16 protein-coding genes are annotated in these 17,698 nt (G+C 68.9%); 7 read left to right on the top strand and 9 right to left on the bottom strand.

The features are described from left to right. Positions 1 to 13: 13 nt before the first annotated feature. On the bottom strand, positions 14 to 820 hold the full coding sequence (locus tag AC32QD_RS02220) for an Fpg/Nei family DNA glycosylase (protein ID WP_492008844.1): 807 nt from the start codon (positions 818 to 820) through the stop codon (positions 14 to 16). Between the two features lie 290 nt (positions 821 to 1,110). Between AC32QD_RS02220 and AC32QD_RS02215 the strand changes: the two genes are divergently transcribed. Next, on the top strand, positions 1,111 to 2,973 hold the full coding sequence (locus AC32QD_RS02215; protein ID WP_492008843.1) for a PHA/PHB synthase family protein: 1,863 nt from the start codon (positions 1,111 to 1,113) through the stop codon (positions 2,971 to 2,973). 124 nt (positions 2,974 to 3,097) lie between these two features. Here the strand turns inward: AC32QD_RS02215 and AC32QD_RS02210 are convergent, their stop codons facing one another. The 7 genes from AC32QD_RS02210 to AC32QD_RS02180 form a co-directional block, all read right to left on the bottom strand. Further along, entirely contained in the window at positions 3,098 to 4,084 is a 987-nt protein-coding gene (locus tag AC32QD_RS02210; RefSeq protein WP_492008842.1) for an ABC transporter substrate-binding protein, read from the bottom strand. 28 nt (positions 4,085 to 4,112) lie between these two features. After that, a complete protein-coding gene (locus AC32QD_RS02205) occupies positions 4,113 to 4,982 on the bottom strand; it encodes an ABC transporter permease (protein ID WP_492008841.1) in 870 nt (289 codons plus the stop codon). After that, positions 4,979 to 5,845 (bottom strand): ABC transporter permease, encoded by an 867-nt coding sequence (locus tag AC32QD_RS02200; protein ID WP_492008840.1) that lies wholly within the window; start codon positions 5,843 to 5,845, stop codon positions 4,979 to 4,981. The genes AC32QD_RS02205 and AC32QD_RS02200 overlap by 4 nt, the downstream gene beginning before the upstream one ends. A 3-nt stretch (positions 5,846 to 5,848) precedes the next feature. Next, entirely contained in the window at positions 5,849 to 6,670 is an 822-nt protein-coding gene (locus AC32QD_RS02195; RefSeq protein ID WP_492008839.1) for an ABC transporter ATP-binding protein, read from the bottom strand. A 23-nt stretch (positions 6,671 to 6,693) separates the two neighbouring features. Continuing rightward, positions 6,694 to 8,154: a dihydropyrimidinase gene (gene hydA, locus AC32QD_RS02190; RefSeq protein WP_492008838.1), complete on the bottom strand. Its 1,461-nt coding sequence runs from the start codon at positions 8,152 to 8,154 to the stop codon at positions 6,694 to 6,696. A gap of 71 nt (positions 8,155 to 8,225) precedes the next feature. Further along, positions 8,226 to 8,513: a GIY-YIG nuclease family protein gene (locus AC32QD_RS02185; RefSeq protein ID WP_492008837.1), complete on the bottom strand. Its 288-nt coding sequence runs from the start codon at positions 8,511 to 8,513 to the stop codon at positions 8,226 to 8,228. A 240-nt stretch (positions 8,514 to 8,753) separates the two neighbouring features. Next, the gene (locus AC32QD_RS02180) at positions 8,754 to 10,004 is read right to left on the bottom strand and encodes a Zn-dependent hydrolase (protein ID WP_492008854.1); all 1,251 of its coding nucleotides are present in this window, start codon (positions 10,002 to 10,004) and stop codon (positions 8,754 to 8,756) included. A gap of 112 nt (positions 10,005 to 10,116) precedes the next feature. Between AC32QD_RS02180 and AC32QD_RS02175 the strand changes: the two genes are divergently transcribed. Together AC32QD_RS02175 and AC32QD_RS02170 are read left to right on the top strand one after the other, a co-directional pair. Continuing rightward, a complete protein-coding gene (locus AC32QD_RS02175) occupies positions 10,117 to 10,782 on the top strand; it encodes a TetR family transcriptional regulator C-terminal domain-containing protein (protein ID WP_492008836.1) in 666 nt (221 codons plus the stop codon). Between the two features lie 210 nt (positions 10,783 to 10,992). Continuing rightward, a complete protein-coding gene (locus AC32QD_RS02170) occupies positions 10,993 to 12,156 on the top strand; it encodes a pyridoxal phosphate-dependent aminotransferase (protein WP_492008835.1) in 1,164 nt (387 codons plus the stop codon). Between the two features lie 4 nt (positions 12,157 to 12,160). On the opposite strand, the gene AC32QD_RS02165 is transcribed toward AC32QD_RS02170, so the two are convergent. Next, positions 12,161 to 12,682, bottom strand: coding sequence for a GNAT family N-acetyltransferase (locus AC32QD_RS02165; RefSeq protein ID WP_492008834.1), 522 nt, complete (start codon positions 12,680 to 12,682; stop codon positions 12,161 to 12,163). Positions 12,683 to 12,912: 230 nt separating this feature from the next. Here AC32QD_RS02165 and AC32QD_RS02160 point away from each other — a divergent pair, with 230 nt between their 5' ends. From AC32QD_RS02160 to AC32QD_RS02145, 4 genes are all read left to right on the top strand, one after another. Continuing rightward, complete coding sequence (locus AC32QD_RS02160) at positions 12,913 to 13,608, top strand: SDR family oxidoreductase (RefSeq protein ID WP_492008833.1); 696 nt, start codon at positions 12,913 to 12,915, stop codon at positions 13,606 to 13,608. Positions 13,609 to 13,734: 126 nt separating this feature from the next. Next, a complete protein-coding gene (otsB, locus tag AC32QD_RS02155) occupies positions 13,735 to 14,529 on the top strand; it encodes a trehalose-phosphatase (protein WP_492008832.1) in 795 nt (264 codons plus the stop codon). Continuing rightward, positions 14,526 to 16,310 carry a glycoside hydrolase family 15 protein gene (locus AC32QD_RS02150; RefSeq protein WP_492008831.1) on the top strand — a complete coding sequence of 595 codons (1,785 nt, stop codon included), beginning with the start codon at positions 14,526 to 14,528 and terminating at the stop codon, positions 16,308 to 16,310. The genes otsB and AC32QD_RS02150 overlap by 4 nt, the downstream gene beginning before the upstream one ends. Further along, positions 16,307 to 17,695 (top strand): alpha,alpha-trehalose-phosphate synthase (UDP-forming), encoded by a 1,389-nt coding sequence (locus AC32QD_RS02145; protein WP_492008830.1) that lies wholly within the window; start codon positions 16,307 to 16,309, stop codon positions 17,693 to 17,695. The genes AC32QD_RS02150 and AC32QD_RS02145 overlap by 4 nt, the downstream gene beginning before the upstream one ends. Positions 17,696 to 17,698 lie beyond the last annotated feature (3 nt).

The raw sequence follows: 17,698 nt of genomic DNA, 5'->3' as shown, positions 1-17,698 counted from the left end.
GATGGTCGGCCTGTCATGGCTTTTGGCATGAGGGGCAGAGACAGGCCGTGCGGCCCGCGATCCTGACTTGCGTCACCGCGGCGCCGCAGCGGGGGCAGCGATCTCCTTCGGCCCGGTGGCGAAGCAGCCAGGATCGCGGCAGGCGGTCAGGTTGTGCCTGGCGCTCGATGGCAAGGTTGAGGACATGGCGCAGCGCGCGGTGCAGCTCGCGCGACTGGTCCGCGTCGAGTCCCCGGGCCGCCAGCCGAGGATGCAGGCGCGCCTGGAACAGCATCTCGTCGCTGTAGACATTGCCGATGCCGGCGATGAAGCGCTGGTCCATGAGGGCCGATTTCAGCGCGCCGCGCCTGTCCGACAGCATCGGGCTGAAGGCGCCCACGTCGAGCGCGGGATCGAGGGCGTCGATGCCGAGGCCCTCCTGCCGCACGAAGACCGCGGGGCTTTTCGCCAGCCCGATCCGGCCCAGCCTGCGGGGCCACAGGCCGTCGAGCCGATAGCCGCCGGCGAAGCGGACCCGAAGCCGGGCCTCGCCGGGGCCATCCCCGTCCTGCTCACCGCCCTCCTGCTTATGATAACGCAGATGCCCCGTCATGCCGAAATGCAGCACGAGCCAGTTGCGTCCCGAAACCTCGACGAAGAGAAACTTGCCGTGCCGGCTGGTCCGGGAGAAGGCGCTGCCCTGAAGCGCTGTGCGCAGCGCCCCGGCGGTGACGCCCCTGAGCATGCGGGGCGCGTCGAGCTCGACCGAGGCGATCTTCCGGTGCAGCGAGGTGGCGTCGACGTAGCGCTTCCATGTCTCGACATCGGGCAGTTCGGGCATGCGCGGTCACGTCTGGTTGGGTTCGGGTCCGGTCGGGTCATGGCTCAACGTAATCGCCAGCCGGTTCCCGGCCAGTCCGGCCCGGTGCGCCCCGGCCCGCGGCTGGCGCTGGGTCCGGCGGGGTGGCCGCCGGCCAAAATGTCGCGGCCCTGCACGTCCCCGGGTCGGACGACTATCTAGAGGGCGGAGCGGTGGCCGCGGCGTTGCCCGGCTGCAGATGTTGCGCTGCATCAATGCGCGGCGAGGACGAACCGGCATACTCGCGCCGGCACAGGAGGAAGGAGCGGCCCATGGCGCAAGCGAAGAGGAAGCCCGAGCGGGGGCCAAAAGCCCGGCCGCACCTCGTGCCGGTGCCCGATAGCGCGCCGCGGCAGGGGCGGTCCCTGCCGCCCGTGCCGCAGCCGGGCGAAAGCCGCGATTCCCACTCGGCCACCGCGATGGCCAATGTGCTCGACCACGCCACCCGGGCGATGATCGCGCGGGGCACCGGCGGTCTGACGCCGGCGGGCCTTGGCGCCACCTGGGCGGATTGGGCGATGCATCTCGCCGTCTCTCCGGGCAAGCAGATGCGGCTTTGGGAGAAGGCGTGGCGCAAGAACCTGCGGCTGGCGCAGCATGCCGCGTCCTGCGTCGCCGGCGGCGGCGCCGCCGATCCCTGCATCGAGCCGCTGGCCCAGGACCGCCGCTTCCGTGACGAGGCCTGGCAGCAGCCACCTTTCAACATGATCTACCAGAGCTTCCTGCTGACCCAGCAGTGGTGGCACAACGCCACCACGGGCGTGCGCGGCGTGACGAAGGCGCACGAGCGTGCGCTGGAATTCGCCGCCCGGCAGATCCTCGATGTCGTCTCGCCGTCGAACTTCCCGCTGACCAATCCCGAGGTCCTGGCGAAGACCCGCGAGGAGGCGGGTCAGAACCTGGTGCGCGGCGCGCAAAACCTGATCGAGGACTGGGAGCGCATGCTTGCCGGCACGCCGTCCCCGGGCGCCGAGAATTTCAAGGTGGGCGAGGCCGTCGCCACCGCCCCGGGCAAGGTGGTCTACCGCAACCGCCTGATCGAGCTGATCCAGTATGCCCCGGCGACCGACAAGGTGCGCCCGGAGCCGATCCTGATCACGCCCGCCTGGATCATGAAATACTACATCCTCGATCTCAGCCCCGAGAACTCCATGGTCCGCTACCTGACCGGGCAGGGCTACACGGTGTTCATGATCTCGTGGAAGAACCCGGGGCCCGAGGACCGCGACCTCGGCATGGACGACTATCGTCGTCTCGGCCCGATGGCGGCGCTGGACGAGGTGCAGCGCATCACGGGCCAGGACCGGATCCACGCCGCGGGCTACTGCCTGGGCGGCACGCTGCTTTCGATCGCCGCCGCGGCGATGGCGCGCGACGGCGACGAGCGGCTGGCCAGCGTGACCTATTTCGCCTCCGAGAGCGACTTCACCGAGGCCGGCGAGCTGATGATCTTCATCAGCGAGAGCGAGGTCTCGTTCCTCGAGGACCTGATGTGGGAGCAGGGCTTCCTCGACGCCAAGCAGATGTCGGGCACCTTCCAGCTGCTGCGCTCGAACGACCTGATCTGGTCGCGCATGGTGCGCGAGTACCTGATGGGCGAGCGCGCCGGCATGTTCGACCTGATGGCGTGGAATGCCGACACGACGCGCATGCCGTACCGGATGCACTCCGAGTACCTGCGCAGGCTCTATCTCGAGAACCGGCTGTCGTCGGGCAAGTACGAGGTCGAGGGCAGGCCGGTGGCGCTGACCGACATCCGCGCCCCGATCTTCGCGGTGGGCACCGAGACGGACCATGTCGCGCCCTGGCGCTCGGTCTACAAGGTGCATCTGCTCACCGACACCGAGGTGACCTTCGTGCTGACGAGCGGCGGGCACAATGCCGGCGTGGTGTCCGAGCCGGGTCATGCGGGCCGGCACTACCGCATCCACGCGAGCCGGGCCGACGATGCCTATCTGCCGCCGGAGGAATGGACCGAGCGGGCGGAGGAGCGCGATGGCTCCTGGTGGCCCGAATGGGTCGACTGGCTGGCGGCGCGCTCGGGTGAGGCGGTGAGCCCGCCCCCGATGGGCGGGCCCGGCGTCGATGCCGCGCGGCTGCCCGACGCACCGGGCAGCTATGTGCTGATGAAGTGAGGCCGGCGCGCCCGCCGCGCCACAGGCGACGCGCCTGAGCGCAAGCGCGGCCCCGCAATGCCCATGCGGGGCCGGTGTGCATGCTGGCCCATCGGCGCCGGCGGCGCGCCCGCGGGGCCCCCGGTCAGAGCGCCTTGTCGGTGATCATGTGCGTCCAGGCGCCCTGCGGGCGCTTGGTGATCACCGGGTCCGAGCCGCCCTTGAGCAGGATGTCGACCGTGCGCTCGTAGTCGGCCGGGTCGAGCTCGCCGGTCGATCCGTCTACCAGCTTGTTGATCTCGCGCATCATCCGCTTCTGGTGCTTCTCGGTCTGGGCACCGGTGGCGTCGTTGTCGAGCACGATCTCGGCGGCCTGGTCGGGATGCTTGCCGGCCCAGTGCCAGCCCTTCATGCTGGCGCGCACGAAGCGCACCATCTTGCTGACGAAGGCCGGGTCCTTGAGCTTGTCCTGGAGCACGTAGATGCCGTCCTCGAGCGTCGCCACCCCCTGGTCCTCGTACTTGAAGACGACGAGGTCCTTGGGCGGGATGCCAGCGTCGATCACCTGCCAGTACTCGTTGTAGGTCATGGTCGAGATGCAGTCGGCCTGCTTTTGCAGCAGCGGGTCGACGTTGAAGCCCTGCTTGAGCACCTTGACGCCCTTGGCCGAGCCGTCGGTGGGAATGCCGAGCTGGCTCATCCAGGCGAGGAACGGGTATTCGTTGCCGAAGAACCACACGCCGATGGTGCGGCCGCGCAGGTCCTGCGGCGTCTTGATCCCGGTCTCCTTGCGGCAGGTCAGCTCCATGCCCGACTTCTTGAAGGGCTGGGCGATGTTGACCACCGGCAGGCCCTTCTCGCGCGTGGCGAGCGCCGAGGGCATCCAGTCGATGATCACGTCGGCGCCGCCGCCCGCCAGCACCTGGGCCGGCGCGATGTCGGGCCCGCCGGGCTTGATTGTGACGTCCAGCCCCTCGTCGGCATAGAAGCCCTTGTCCTTGGCCACGTAGTAGCCGGCGAACTGCGCCTGGGTGACCCATTTGAGCTGCAGGGTGACCTTGTCGGCGGCATGGGCGCCGCCCGGGCCGAACAGCATGACGGCGGCCGCGGCCGCCGCGAAAACTGTCCTCATCGTGAACCTCCTTGATTTTGATGATTGTTCAGTGGCCCGTGCCCCGGACCGAGGGGTGCCAGAAGGTGACCGCGCGCTCCACCAGCACCACAGTGCCGTAGAAGGCCGAGCCGGCCAGCGCCGCCACCGCGATTTCCGCCCAGACCATGTCGATGTTCATGCGCCCGACCTCGGTCGAGATCCTGAAACCCATTCCGACGATCGGCGTGCCGAAGAACTCGGCGACGATGGCACCGATCAGCGCCAGCGTCGAGCAGATCTTGAGCGCGTTGAAGATGAAGGGCGCCGCCGCCGGCAGGCGCAGCTTCGTCAGCGTCTGCCAGTAGCTGGCCGCGTAGGTATGCATCAGGTCGCGCTCGGCCCGGTCCGCCGTCTGCAGCCCCTGCACGGTGTTCACCAGCATCGGGAAGAAGCACATCACGATGACGACCGCGGCCTTGGACGGCCAGTCGAAGCCGAACCACATCACCATGATCGGCGCGATGCCCACGATGGGCAGCGCCGAGACCAGGTTGCCCACAGGCAGGAGCCCGCGCTGCAGGAAGGGGGAGCGGTCGATCGCCACCGCCACCAGGAAAGCCACGCCGCAGCCCAGCGCATAGCCGATCAGGACCGCCTTGAGGAAGGTCTGCCGGAAGTCGGCCCACAGGACGCCGGTGGACGAGAGCAGCCGGGTCCAGATCATCGAGGGGGCCGGGAGCAGCACGGGCGATACGTGCGCCCCGCGCACGATCCCCTCCCACAGCACCAGCAGCGTTACACCGAAGATGGCGGCCACCGCCAGCCGGACGCCGCGCCGCGCCGCGACCGAGCGCGGGGTCAAGCCGGCCAGCCAGACATTCAGGGCCCAGGCCGCCAGCCAGAAGGCGACCGCGCCCAGGATCAGGACCCAGTTCATCGCGCCATCCCCATGCGCCTGAGCACGATGCGGTTGCCCAGCCCCACCAGCCCCACCAGCGCCGCGGCGAGGAAGGCCGCGGTGATCAGCGCCGACCAGATCTGGATGGTCTGCCCGTAATAGCTGCCCGCCAAGAGCCGCGCCCCCAGCCCGGCCACGGCGCCGGTGGGCAGCTCGCCGACGATGGCGCCGACCAGGCTGATAGCCACCCCGATCTTCATCGAGGTGAAGAGATACGGCACCGAGGCCGGCCAGCGCAGCTTCCAGAAGGTCTGCCAGCGGCCGGCGCTCCAGGTGCGCATCAGGTCGAGTTGAAGCGCGTCGGGCGAGGTGAACCCCTTCACCATGCCGACCACCACGGGGAAGAAGCTCAGGTACGCCGAGATCAACGCCTTGGGCAGCAGCCCGCTGAGCCCGATGGCATTCAGCACCACGATGATCATCGGTGCGATGGCCAGAATCGGGATGGTCTGCGAGGCGACCACCCAGGGCATCACGCTCATCTCCATGGCCCGGCTGTGCACGATGCCGACCGCCAGCACGATGCCGAGCGCGGTGCCGATGGCAAAGCCCAGCAGCGTGGCCGAGAGCGTCACCCAGGCATGGAACACCAGGCTGCGCTTCGAGGTGATCTTCTTGTCGACGGTGGTCTTCCAGATCTCGACCGCCACCTGGTGCGGGGCGGGGAGCACGGGCCGCCGTTGCGTCATGGTGCTGGCGAGCAGCCGGGCAAATCCGACCTCCGCCCCGGACCGCGCGGCCCGGTCGCGCTCCCACGGCGCGTTGAGGACGATGGCGAAGACGTACCACAGCGCCAGGATGGCGAGCACCACCGTGGCGACGGGAAGAACGCGCCCGCTCACGGCTCAGTCGTCATAGCTGTGCCCCGCCCTCAGGCCCTCGCGCACCCGCGCCGCGACCTCGAGGAACCGGGGCGTCTCGCGGATGTCCAGCGGCCGCTCGTCGGGCAGGGGGGACTCGATGATGTCGGTGACGCGGCCCGGGCGCGGGCTCATCACCACGATCCGGGTCGAGAGGTAGACCGCCTCGGGGATCGAATGGGTGACGAAGCAGACCGTCTTGGCGGTCTTCTTCCACAGCACGCGCAGCTGCTCGTTGAGGTGGTCGCGCACGATCTCGTCGAGCGCGCCGAAGGGCTCGTCCATCAACAGCAGGTCGGCGTCGAAGGCCAGCGCGCGGGCGATCGAGGCGCGCTGCTGCATGCCGCCCGAGAGCTGCCATGGGAACTTGCGCTCGAACCCGGTCAGCCCAACCAGCTCGAGCGTGCGCCGCGCCCGCGCCTCGCGCTCGGCGCGGGAGAAGCCCATGACCTCGAGCGGCAGCTGCACGTTGCGGATGATCGAGCGCCAGGGATAGAGCGCCGCGGCCTGAAACACGTAGCCGTAGGCCCGGCTAAGCCGGGCCTCCTCCGGGCTCACGCCGTTCACGCTGATGCTGCCCGAGCTCGGCTGCTCGAGATCGGCGATGACGCGCAGAAGCGTGGTCTTGCCGCAGCCCGAGGGGCCGATGAAGGAGACGAACTCGCCCCGGCGGATGTCGAGGTCGATGTCGCGCAGCGCGTGGACCGGCGCGTCCGCCGTCTCGAAGATCAGATTGAGCCCGCGCGCCGCGATCACCGAGGCCGCCTCGCCGGCGGCGACGTCGGTGCGCGGAGCCGCCTCGACCACGTCCCCCTCCATCCGCGCGCCGCTCAGACGCCCGAGGGGATGTTGGTCGGGTCGCGCTCGACCCTGCGCGGCGCGCTCAGCTCCTTCCAGCGCGACAGCGCCCGGTTGACTGCGGGGAACGGCCGGCGCGGCACGAAGCGCCCGCGGCCGGGCCGTGGCTGCGAGTTCTGCCCGTGGGCCCAGATCACGTCGCCCCGCGACAGGGTGTAGCGCGCCTGGGCGGCGACCTCGATGCCCTCGAACACGTTGTAGTCGATGATCGACTTCTGACTCGCCGCCGTGATGGTCTTGCTCATCTTCGGGTCCCAGACGCAGACATCGGCGTCGGCGCCCTCGACGATCGCGCCCTTCTGCGGGTAGACGTTCAGGATTTTCGCGATATTCGAGGATGTTACGGCGACGAATTCATTCGGGGTCAGGCGCCCCGTCTCGACCCCCCTGGTCCACAGCACCGCGAGCCGGTCCTCGAGCCCGCCAGTGCCGTTCGGGATCGACGGAAAACCCTTCAATCCCATGCGCTTCTGCTCGGTACTGAAAGCGGCATGGTCGGTCGCCACCACCTGCAGCGAGCCCGCCGCCAGCCCGGCCCACAGGCTGTCCTGGTGGCTCTTGTTGCGGAAGGGAGGCGACATTACCCGGCGCGCGGCATAGTCCCAGTCCTTGTCGAAATACTCGCTCTCGTCGAGCGTGAGGTGCTGGATCAGCGGCTCGCCATAGACCCGCATACCCTTCTGGCGCGCGCGCCGGATCGCCTCGTGCGCCTGCTCGCAGGAGACGTGCACGACGTAGAGCGGCACGCCGGCGGCGTCGGCGATCATGATCGCCCGGTTGGCCGCCTCGCCCTCGACCTCGGGCGGGCGCGAGTAGGCATGGCCCTCGGGCCCGGTGATGCCCTCGGCCATGTACTTCTCCTGCAGCGCCGCCACCACGTCGCCGTTCTCGGCATGGACCAGCGGCATGGCGCCCAGCGCGGCGCAGCGCTGGAACGAGGCGAACATCTCGTCGTCGTCGACCATCAGCGCGCCCTTGTAGGCCATGAAATGCTTGAAGGTGTTGATGCCGCGCTTCACCACCTGTTCCATCTCGTCGAAGATCTGCTCGGACCAGCCGGTGATCGCCATGTGGTAGGAGATGTCGGTGCAGATCTGGTCCTTGGACTTGCGGTCCCAGTCCTTGACCGCGTTGATGAGCGAGCCGTCGGCGCCGGGCAGCACGAAGTCGACCAGCATGGTGGTGCCGCCCGCGGCCGCCGCGAAGGTGCCGGATTCGAAGGTCTCTGCGGCGGTGGTGCCCATGAAGGGCATCTCCAGATGCGTGTGCGGGTCGATGCCGCCGGGGATGACATAGGCCTCGGAGGCGTCGATGGTCTCGTCGCCCTTGAGGTTCTTCCCGATCTCGGCGATCTTCTCGCCCTCGATCAGGATGTCGGCCTCGTAGGTCCGGTCGGCGGTGACGACGGTGCCGCCCTTGATGACTTTGGTCATGGTCTAGCCTCCCCAGTCGGCGAAACGGCTGCCTCGGGTCCCGGGCTTGCCCCGGGACCTCCTTGACGCCTTCAATACGGAATCTCGACCGCCAGATCGCGCCATCCCGGGTTCACCGAGGCGATCAGCTCCTCCTTCCACTTCCGCCGCCAGCGCTTGATCCGTCGCTCGCGGATCAGCGCGGCCTCCAGCGTGTCGTGGGTCTCGAACCAGACGAGCTTGTGGATGCGGTACTTGGCGGTGTGGGCCTCCACGGCGCCTGCCCGATGCTGCGCGACGCGCCGCCGGTGGTCGCGGGCCGATCCCACATAGAGCGCGTTGTGCGAGCGCGAGGCGAGAATGTAGGTGAAACAGGGCATGGCGCTCCGGAGAAGGGAGGTCCCGGGTCGAGCCCGGGACCCGTGGAGAAGGAGGAGGGAGGTCCCGGGTCAAGCCCGGGACGCATGGAAAGCGACGGAGGAGGTCCCGGGTCGAGCCCGGGACCCGTGGCGAATATCGTGCCTCAAGCGTAGAGGCGCCCAAGGTTAACGAAGACCAAACGCAAGCCGCGGGCCCCGGACTTGATCCGGGGCCTCCCCGGAGGCGTTGCGCCCCGCCTCTCACTCCACGATCCCCGCCGTCTTCACCACCGCGTGGAACAGCACGTTGGTGCCCTTCTCGGCCCATTCGGGAGAGATCTCCTCGGCCTCGTTGTGGCTCAGCCCGTCGACGCAGGGGCACATGACCATCGAGGTCGGCGCCACGCGGTTGATCCAGCAGGCGTCGTGGCCTGCGCCCGAGACGATGTCCATGTGGGAATAGCCCAGCCGCTCGGCCGCCCGGCGCACCGCGTCGACGCAGCCCTGGTCGAAGGCCGGCGGATCGAACTGGCCGACGATCTCGCTGTCGAAGCCGACTTCGAGCGCCTCGCACAGCTTCGGCGCGCGCTCGGCCAGCTCGGCGACCATCGCCTCGAGCGTCTCGAGGACGTGGCTGCGGAAGTCGACCGTGAACACCGCCCGGCCCGGGATGATGTTGCGGCTGTTGGGGTAGATGTCGATATGCCCGATCGCGCCGACCGCGTTGGGCTGGTGCTTCATGGCGATCTCGTGCACCAGCTCGGTGATCTGGGCGAGCCCGCGCCCGGCGTTCTTGCGCATCTTCATCGGCGTCGAGCCGGTGTGGCTCTCCTTGCCGGTCACCGTGCACTGGATCCAGCGCAGGCCCTGGCCGTGGGTGACGACGCCGATGTCGATGCCCTCGGCCTCGAGGATCGGGCCCTGCTCGATATGCAGCTCGAAGAAGGCCTTCATCGGCCGGCCGCCCACCTTCTCGTCGCCCTTGAAGCCGATGCGCTCGAGCTCGTCGCCGAAGCGCTTGCCCTGCGCGTCGGTGCGGTCGTAGGCCCAGTCCTGGTCGAGCACGCCGGCGAACACGCCCGAGGCCAGCATGGCCGGGGCGAAGCGCGTGCCTTCCTCGTTGGTCCAGTTCACCACCACGATGGGATGCCTGGTCTTGATCTCGCGCGCGTTCAGCGTGCGGATGATCTCGAGGCCCCCCAGCACCCCCAGCACGCCGTCGTACTTGCCGCCCGTCGGCTGGGTGTCGAGATGCGAGCCGACATAGACCGGCGGCAGGTCCGGCTCGGTCCCCTCGCGCCGGGCGAACATGGTGCCCATCTGGTCGATGCCTATGCTCAGGCCCTCGGCCTGGCACCAGCGCTGGAATAGCCGGCGCCCTTCGCCGTCGGCGTCCGTCAGCGTCTGGCGGTTGTTGCCGCCCGCCACGCCCGGGCCGATCCTGGCCATCTCCATGATGCTGTCCCAGAGCCGCGCGCCGTCGATGGTGAGATTGCCCCCGGGGGCTCCCATGCTCTGGGCCGCCATGGTGTCCTCCCTCGTATCGTCAGCTTGACCGCTTGGTAAAATCGAAGCTACCAAGGCCGGAGAGTGGGTCAAGCGCCAAATTGGCGGGAGGGGCGGATTGTCCGACGACGACGCCAGGTCGGGCGCGATGGGCCGCCCGGCGCGGGCCGAGCAGACCGTGCGCCGCACCCGCATTCAGGCGGAAAACAGCGAGAGGATCCTCGCCGCCGCCCTGGACGTGTTCTCCTCCGAGGGCTTTTCGGGGGCAACGATAGACCGCATTGCCGAGCAGGCGGGCATGTCGAAGCCGAACCTGCTCTACTATTTCCCGAGCAAGGAGGAGATCTACCGGGCGCTGCTCGACCGCCAGCTGGAGAGCTGGCTTCAGCCCTTGCGGGCGCTCGATCCCGAGGGGGACCCGGCCGGGGAGATCGCCGACTACATCGACCGCAAGATCGAGATGGCGCGCGACTACCCGCGCGAGTCCCGCCTGTTCGCCCGCGAGATCCTGCACGGCGCGCCGGTGCTGGGCGACGTTCTGTCCGGACCGCTCAAGACGCTGGTGGACGCCGAGGCCGCGGTGATCCGCGGGTGGATCGAGGCCGGCAAGCTCGCCCCCCACGACCCGCGCCACCTGATCTTCGCCATCTGGGCCACGACCCAGCACTACGCCGATTTCGACGCGCAGGTCCGCGCGGTGCTGGGCAGCGAGGACGAAGACAGGTTCGGCCACGCCGCGGCGTTCCTGAAGCGGCTCTTCCTCGACGGGCTGCGCCCGCGCTAGCCGGGCTCGCTTGGGCGGCCGCCCGCATATCCACGGGCGTCGCGAGAGAGGCTCCGGCGCGCATGCCGTCGGCCGGGCGCAATCGCTGCGCGGGCCGTTGGGCGTTGACCACCAGGCCGCCATTGCGCGAAATGGAGCGGGCGCGGGGTCACGAGGCTCGCCTACCGCCGGCGCGCCCTTCGTCGCCGTCACTGAAAGAGACATCGCAACATGCTCATGCCCGCCGCCTCGATGGCCCGCCTCGGCACCGAGTCCGCGTTCGAGGTCCTCGCCCGCGCCCAGAAGCTGGCCGCGCAGGGCCGCGACATCGTCAATCTCGGCATCGGCCAGCCGGATTTCCGCACGCCTGAGCATATCGTCGAGGCCGGGGTGAAGGCGCTGCGCGACGGACACCACGGCTATACCCCCGCCAACGGCATTCCGGCCCTGCGCGAGGCGGTGGCGGCCGACCTGGCGCGGCGCCACCGGGTAGAGGTGAACCCCGACCACGTGGTCGTCGTGCCCGGAGGCAAGCCGACCATGTTCTTTGTCGTGCTGATGTTCGGCGAGCCGGGGGCGGAGATTATGTATCCCAATCCCGGCTTTCCGATCTATGAGTCGGTGATCCGCTTCAGCGGCGCCACCCCGGTGCCGATTCCGCTCGAGGAAGCAAACGGCTTTGCCTTCGACGCCGAGGCGGTGCTGTCGCGGATCACGCCGCGGACGCGGCTGATCATCATCAACAGCCCGGCCAATCCGACCGGGGGTGCCACGCCGAAAGCCCAGATCGACCGCCTGGTTGCGGGCCTCGCGGAGCACCCCGGTGTCGCCATCCTCTCCGACGAGATCTACAGCCAGATGCTCTATGGCGGCCGCGAGCATGTCAGCCTGCTCAGCTACCCCGAGCTGAGCGACCGCCTGGTCCTGCTCGACGGCTGGTCCAAGACCTATGCGATGACCGGCTGGCGGCTGGGCTATGCCGTGTGGCCCGAGGCGCTGGTCGGCCATGCCACCCGGCTGTGCATCAACGACCATTCCTGCGTCAACGCGGCCGCACAATATGCCGGCCTCGCGGCGCTGACCGGGCCGCAGGACGCGGTGCACGAGATGGTCGCCGCCTTCGACGAGCGGCGCCGGATCATCCTCACCGAGCTGAACCAGCTTCCGGGCTTTCGCTGCGTCGAGCCGGCCGGGGCGTTCTACGCCTTTCCCAACATCGAGGGCACAGGGCTGAGCGCGCGCCAGGCGCAGGACCGATTTCTGAACGAGGCGGGCGTGGCGACCATCGCCGGAACCAGCTTCGGTGCCTGGGGCGAGGGGTATCTGCGCTTTTCCTACGCCAGCAGTGTGGATAACATCCGCGAGGCGACCCGGCGCATCCGCGCCTGCCTGTGAGCCGTCAGGGCCAGACGTAGGCGACCAGTTCCAGGGGGGCGCCGCCGATCCGGTCGTGCGCCGAGGCGTATGCCTTCCCGCCCTGCGCCTCGTAGAACCGGCAGGCGATCTCGTTCTCGGCCAGCGACCACACCACCAGGCCGGCCAGGCCCCGCTCCCTGAGCCGCCGCCGGGCCTCGGCGAACAGACGCTTGCCGAAGCCGACGCCCTGCGCCTCGGGACGCACGTAGATCTCGTAGATCTCGCCGCGCCGGTCGAGCGCGCGGGCCCGGCACATTCCGAAGCTGACATAGCCCATGACCCGGCCGTCGAACTCGAGCACGAAGGTGCGGCCGCCGCGGCCGTGCATGCGCTTCCACCACAGGGGGCCGCGCCGGGCGATCATGCGCTCGAGCCCGAGCCCCGGGATGATGCCGCGATAGGCGTAGTGCCAGGCGTCGCGGTGCAATGCCGCGAGACCATCCGCATCGGTGCGCGTCGATTCGCGCACGACGATCGAGGCTGTGTTCCTGGACGTATTGCTCACCGGCTTTGCGCCCTGTCTGGTGCCGCTGGGCCTGGTTGGGGATGTAAAACGTTTCCGAATCATAGCACGGTCTGCGGGTCCGCCGGCTTCGCATTTGGTCCGGGCGGCGAACATGGCGATTGCTTCCCGCGGCAGCTGCGCTCGGATCATCGTCGCCGCTTGGAACTGCGCCGTGCCGCTGCCGTTTATGCCCTCGTTCAACCGCCACGCCTGGCCGAGGAGAAACTCTCATGCCCGATGCACGAAACAAGGTCCTGCTCATCACCGGCGCCTCGAGCGGCATCGGTGCCGCCACCGCGCGGGCGGCTGCCGAGGATGGCTGGACCGTTGCCCTGGCCGCGCGCTCGCGTGACAAGCTCGAGCGGCTGGTCGAGGAACTGGGCAGCGAGCGGGCTTGTGCCATCCCCACCGACGTCACCGACTTCGAGGACCAGCAACGCATGGCCGCGGCAGTAATCGAGCGCTTCGGCCGCATCGATGCGGTGTTCGCCAATGCCGGCACCGGCGGCAGGCCGGGCGGGTTCTCCGGCGCGCCTACGGAGAGCTGGCGGCAGATGGTGGACGTGAACATCCTGGGCGTCGCCTACACCCTTCGCGCGACGCTCGAGCACGTGAAGGCGGCGCGCGGGCAGGTGGTGATCACCGGCTCCATCGCCGGGCGCCGGGTGCTTGCGGGGTCGATGTACAGCGCCACCAAATGGGCCGTCTCGGCCATCGGCTATGCGGTGCGCGAGGAGCTGAAGGGCAGTGGCGTGCGGGTCATGCTGCTGGAGCCGGGCATGGTCGACACGCCGTTCTTCGACGATCCGAAGCCCGACGCGCTGAGGCCGGAGGACGTGGCGCGCTCGGTCGTCTATGCGCTGGCACAGCCGCCGGGCGTCGATATCCACGAACTCGCCATCCTGCCGACGCCGCCGGCGGACTGAGAAGGGGGGCCGGGAGTCCGGGCCCTCCGGGCTCGGGTTTACCGCGGCTTGCCGGTCCGCTAGCATCGAGGGCGGCCTGGGCCTGGCATCCGCCAAACACGCAGGGGTTTCCGGATCATTGCAGCGATGAGCGAGCACCTCTCCGCGTTCGACGTCAGTGCGCTGACACCCCGGTCCCTTGCCGTGCTGCTGGATTTCGACGGCACGCTGGTCGGCATCACCGACCGGCCCGAGGGCGTCGTGCTCAAGGAGCACACAGTGCGCAGCCTGGCGCGGCTCGAGAATGTGCTGGACGGCGCCGTGGCCATCGTCTCGGGCCGCAGCATCGCCGATATCGACCGGTTCTTCGCGCCGCGCCGCTTCGCTGTCGCGGGCACCCACGGCCTTGAGCGGCGCGGCAGCGATGGCGAGTTGCACGCCGAGGCCTTCGACGGCGCCGCCCTCGACGGCATCGTCGAAGCCCTCGGCGCGGTCGCCTCCGCCGCTCCCGGGCTGCGGCTGGAGCGCAAGCCCGGATCGGTCGCGCTGCATTATCGGCAACGGCCCGAGCTCGAGGCGCGTTGCCGCGCGGCGGCTGCGGAGGTTGCGCAGCGGTTTGCCGGCACGCATTTGCTGAGCGGCAAGATGGTCGTCGAGGTCAAGCTGGGGCGCCGCAGCAAGGCGGAGGCGGTCAACGACTTCATGGCCGAGCCGCCCTTTGCCGGCAGGCGCCCGCTCTATGCGGGCGACGACGTGACCGACGAAGATGCGTTTCGCGCCGTGGCCGTGCTCGACGGCATCTCGATCAAGATCGGCTGCGGCGAAACGGCCGCGCGCTATCGCGTGGCGGACACCGAGGCGTTTCTCGATTGGCTCGACAAGCTGAGCGCGCGGCTTTCCGCCGGTCGGGCGGCGCCCCAGGAGAAGCGAGAGAGACCTTGAGCACGCTCGATCTCGGCTTCGTCGGCAACTGCAGCTTCTGCGCCCTGATCGATCGCGAGGCGCGCATCCTGTGGTGCTGCCTGCCGCGCTTTGACGGCGATCCGGTGTTCTCGGCACTCCTGGGCGGCGATCCGGCAACGGCCGAGGACAGCCTGCTGGCCGTCGATCTCGAGGGCCTGACGCACAGCGAGCAGAGCTACGAGAAGAACACCGCGATCCTGCGCACCGTCTTGCACTCGAATGCGGGATCGGTCGAAGTGATCGACTTTGCGCCCCGGTTCCATTGGCGCGACCGGATCTTCAGACCGCAGTCGCTGGTGCGTCGAATTCGGCCGCTGGGCGGCGCGCCGCGCGTGCGCCTTCGCGTCAGGCCGACCTTCGAATACGGCACGCAGGCACCGCAGATCACCCGCGGCTCGAACCATATCCGCTATGTCGGGCCGAACACCACGCTGAGGCTGACCACGGATGCGCCGATCGACTACCTGCTCAGCGAGCGGGTGTTCAACCTCGACCGGGTCATCAACATGATCCTGGGCCCGGACGAGACGCTTTCGGGCGGCGTGGGCGAGATGGCGCGCTCGTTCATGAAGCGCACCGCCGAGCACTGGCGCGGCTGGTCGAACCGGCTGGCGGTGCCGCTCGAGTGGCAGGAGGCCGTGGTGCGCGCCTCGATCACGCTGAAGCTGTGCACCTACGAGCCGACCGGGGCGATCGTCGCCGCGGTGACCTCCTCCATCCCCGAGGCCCCGGGCAGCGGTCGAAACTGGGACTACCGCTTTTGCTGGCTGCGCGATGCCTTCTTCGTGGTACGCGCGCTGAACAGCGTCGGTGCGGTCACGACCATGGAGCGCTACGTCCGGTGGCTGCGCAACGTCATCGCGGAGACGGACGGCGGGGTCATGCAGCCGGTCTACGGCGTCGATCTCGCGAAAGACCTGGGCGAGCGCATCATCGACGGTCTTCCCGGCTACCGCGGCATGGGACCGGTTCGCGTCGGCAACCAGGCGCATGAGCATTCCCAGCACGACGTCTATGGCAACGTGATTCTCGGCGCCGTGCAGACCTTCTTCGACAGCCGGCTCGAGATGCCGGCGGGGCGCGCGGACTTCCGCCGGCTCGAGGCGGTGGGAGAGAGGGCTTATGCCTTGCACGACCAGCCCGATGCCGGGATGTGGGAATTGCGGTCGCGCAGCGGCGTGCACACGTCCTCGGCGCTGATGTGCTGGGCCGGCTGCGACCGCCTGGCAAAGATCGCGACGCATCTCGGGGAAGAGGACCGGTCCGCGATGTGGCGCGGGCGCGCCCGCGAGATCCGCAGGTTCATCCTCGATAACTGCTGGTCCGAGGAGCGCCGGGCGTTCGTCGACAGTGCCGGCGGCCGCCACCTCGACGCCAGCGTGCTGCTGATGGGCGAGGTCGGTTTCATGGCGCCGAACGACAAGCGCTTCGTCAGCACCTACGAGCGGCTCGAGGAGGCGCTGGCCGACGGCCCGCACATGCGGCGCTATGAGGCGGCGGACGATTTCGGCGTGCCGAGCAGCGCCTTCAACGTCTGTGCCTTCTGGCGCCTCGATGCGCTTGCCCGGATCGGCCGGCGCGACGAGGCACGCGAGATCTTCGAGGCGCTCCTTGCCTGCCGCAACCATCTGGGGCTGCTCTCGGAGGACGTCGATCCGCGCACGGGAGAGCTGTGGGGGAATTTCCCGCAGACCTATTCCATGGTTGGTATCATCAACGGCGCGATGCGCTTGTCGCGCCCATGGGAGGCCGTCGTATGAGCAGGTTGGTCATCGTCTCGAACCGGGTCGCGGATCTCAAGGACGCGGCGCAGACCGGCGGGCTGGCGGTGGCGATGCTCGACGCCCTCAGCCGGCACGGCGGCATCTGGTTCGGCTGGGACGGCAAGACCGTGCCGCCCGGCACGCGCGTCCCCCCCCATGTCGAGGAGGTCTCCGGGATCCGCACGGTGACGCTGCCGCTGACCCAGAAGGACTACCGCGAGTATTACGCCGGCTTTTCCAACAGCGTGCTGTGGCCGCTGTTCCACTACCGGCTGGATCTGATGGAGTTCAACAGCGCCGATCTGCGCGGCTACAAGCGCGTCAACTCGAAGTTCGCCGAGGCGCTCTCGCCGCTGCTCGAGGACGACGACATCGTCTGGATCCACGACTACCACCTGATCCCGCTCGGCGCCGAGCTGCGCCGCCGCGGTCACAAGCAACGGCTCGGCTTCTTCCTGCACATCCCGTTCTGCCCGCCCGAGATGCTGGCCGCCGCGCCCGAGCACCACTGGCTGATCCGCTCGCTGTTCGCCTACGACCTGGTCGGCTTCCAGACCCACACCGACCTCGGGAATTTTTGCCAGTATGTCGAGGAGCAGAGCGGGGGAACCGTCGAGGACGAAAATATTGCGCATGCCTTCGGCGAAACCACCCGCATTGGCTGCTTTCCGATCGGCATCGATGTCGACAGCTTCGTCAAGATGGCGCACAGCGCCCGGGCCAAATCGGAGATCGAGCTTTTGCGCCAGCGCTCGCTCGAGCGGCGACAGATCATCGGCGTCGACCGTCTCGACTACTCGAAGGGGCTTCCCGACCGGCTGCGCGCCTTCGGGCGGATGCTCGAGCTCTATCCCGAGAACCTCAAGAAGGTCTCCCTCATGCAGATCGCGCCGCCGACCCGCGAGGATGTCGAGGCCTATGCCGACATCCGCGAGGAGCTCGAGTCGCTGTCGAGCTCGATCAACGGCCGCTTCGCGGATTTCGACTGGACGCCGGTTCGCTATATCCACCGGGCGGTGCCCCGTCCGACCCTGGCTGCCTTGTTCCGTGCCAGCGACGTGGGCTTCGTCAGCCCGCTGCGCGACGGCATGAACCTGGTGGCCAAGGAGTATGTCGTGGCCCAGGACGAGGAAAATCCGGGCGTGCTGGTGCTGTCGAAGTTCGCGGGCGCGGCCGAGGAGCTGACCAGCGCGCTGATCGTCAATCCCTACGACGTGGACGAGATGGCCGAGAGCCTGCAGCGCGCCCTGACCATGCCCCTGCGCGAGCGGCGCTCGCGCAACCGGGCCCTCGTCAAGAGCGTTCGCGGCAGCGACGTGCATGCCTGGTACCGCGCCTTCCTGGCCGCATTGGAGGGCGCGCCGCGCCCGTCACGGGGCTGAGGC

Source organism: Thermohalobaculum sp., from assembly GCF_058622915.1.
Note: the sequence above shows the minus strand (reverse complement) of the source record. Positions and strands in the feature narration are given on the sequence as shown.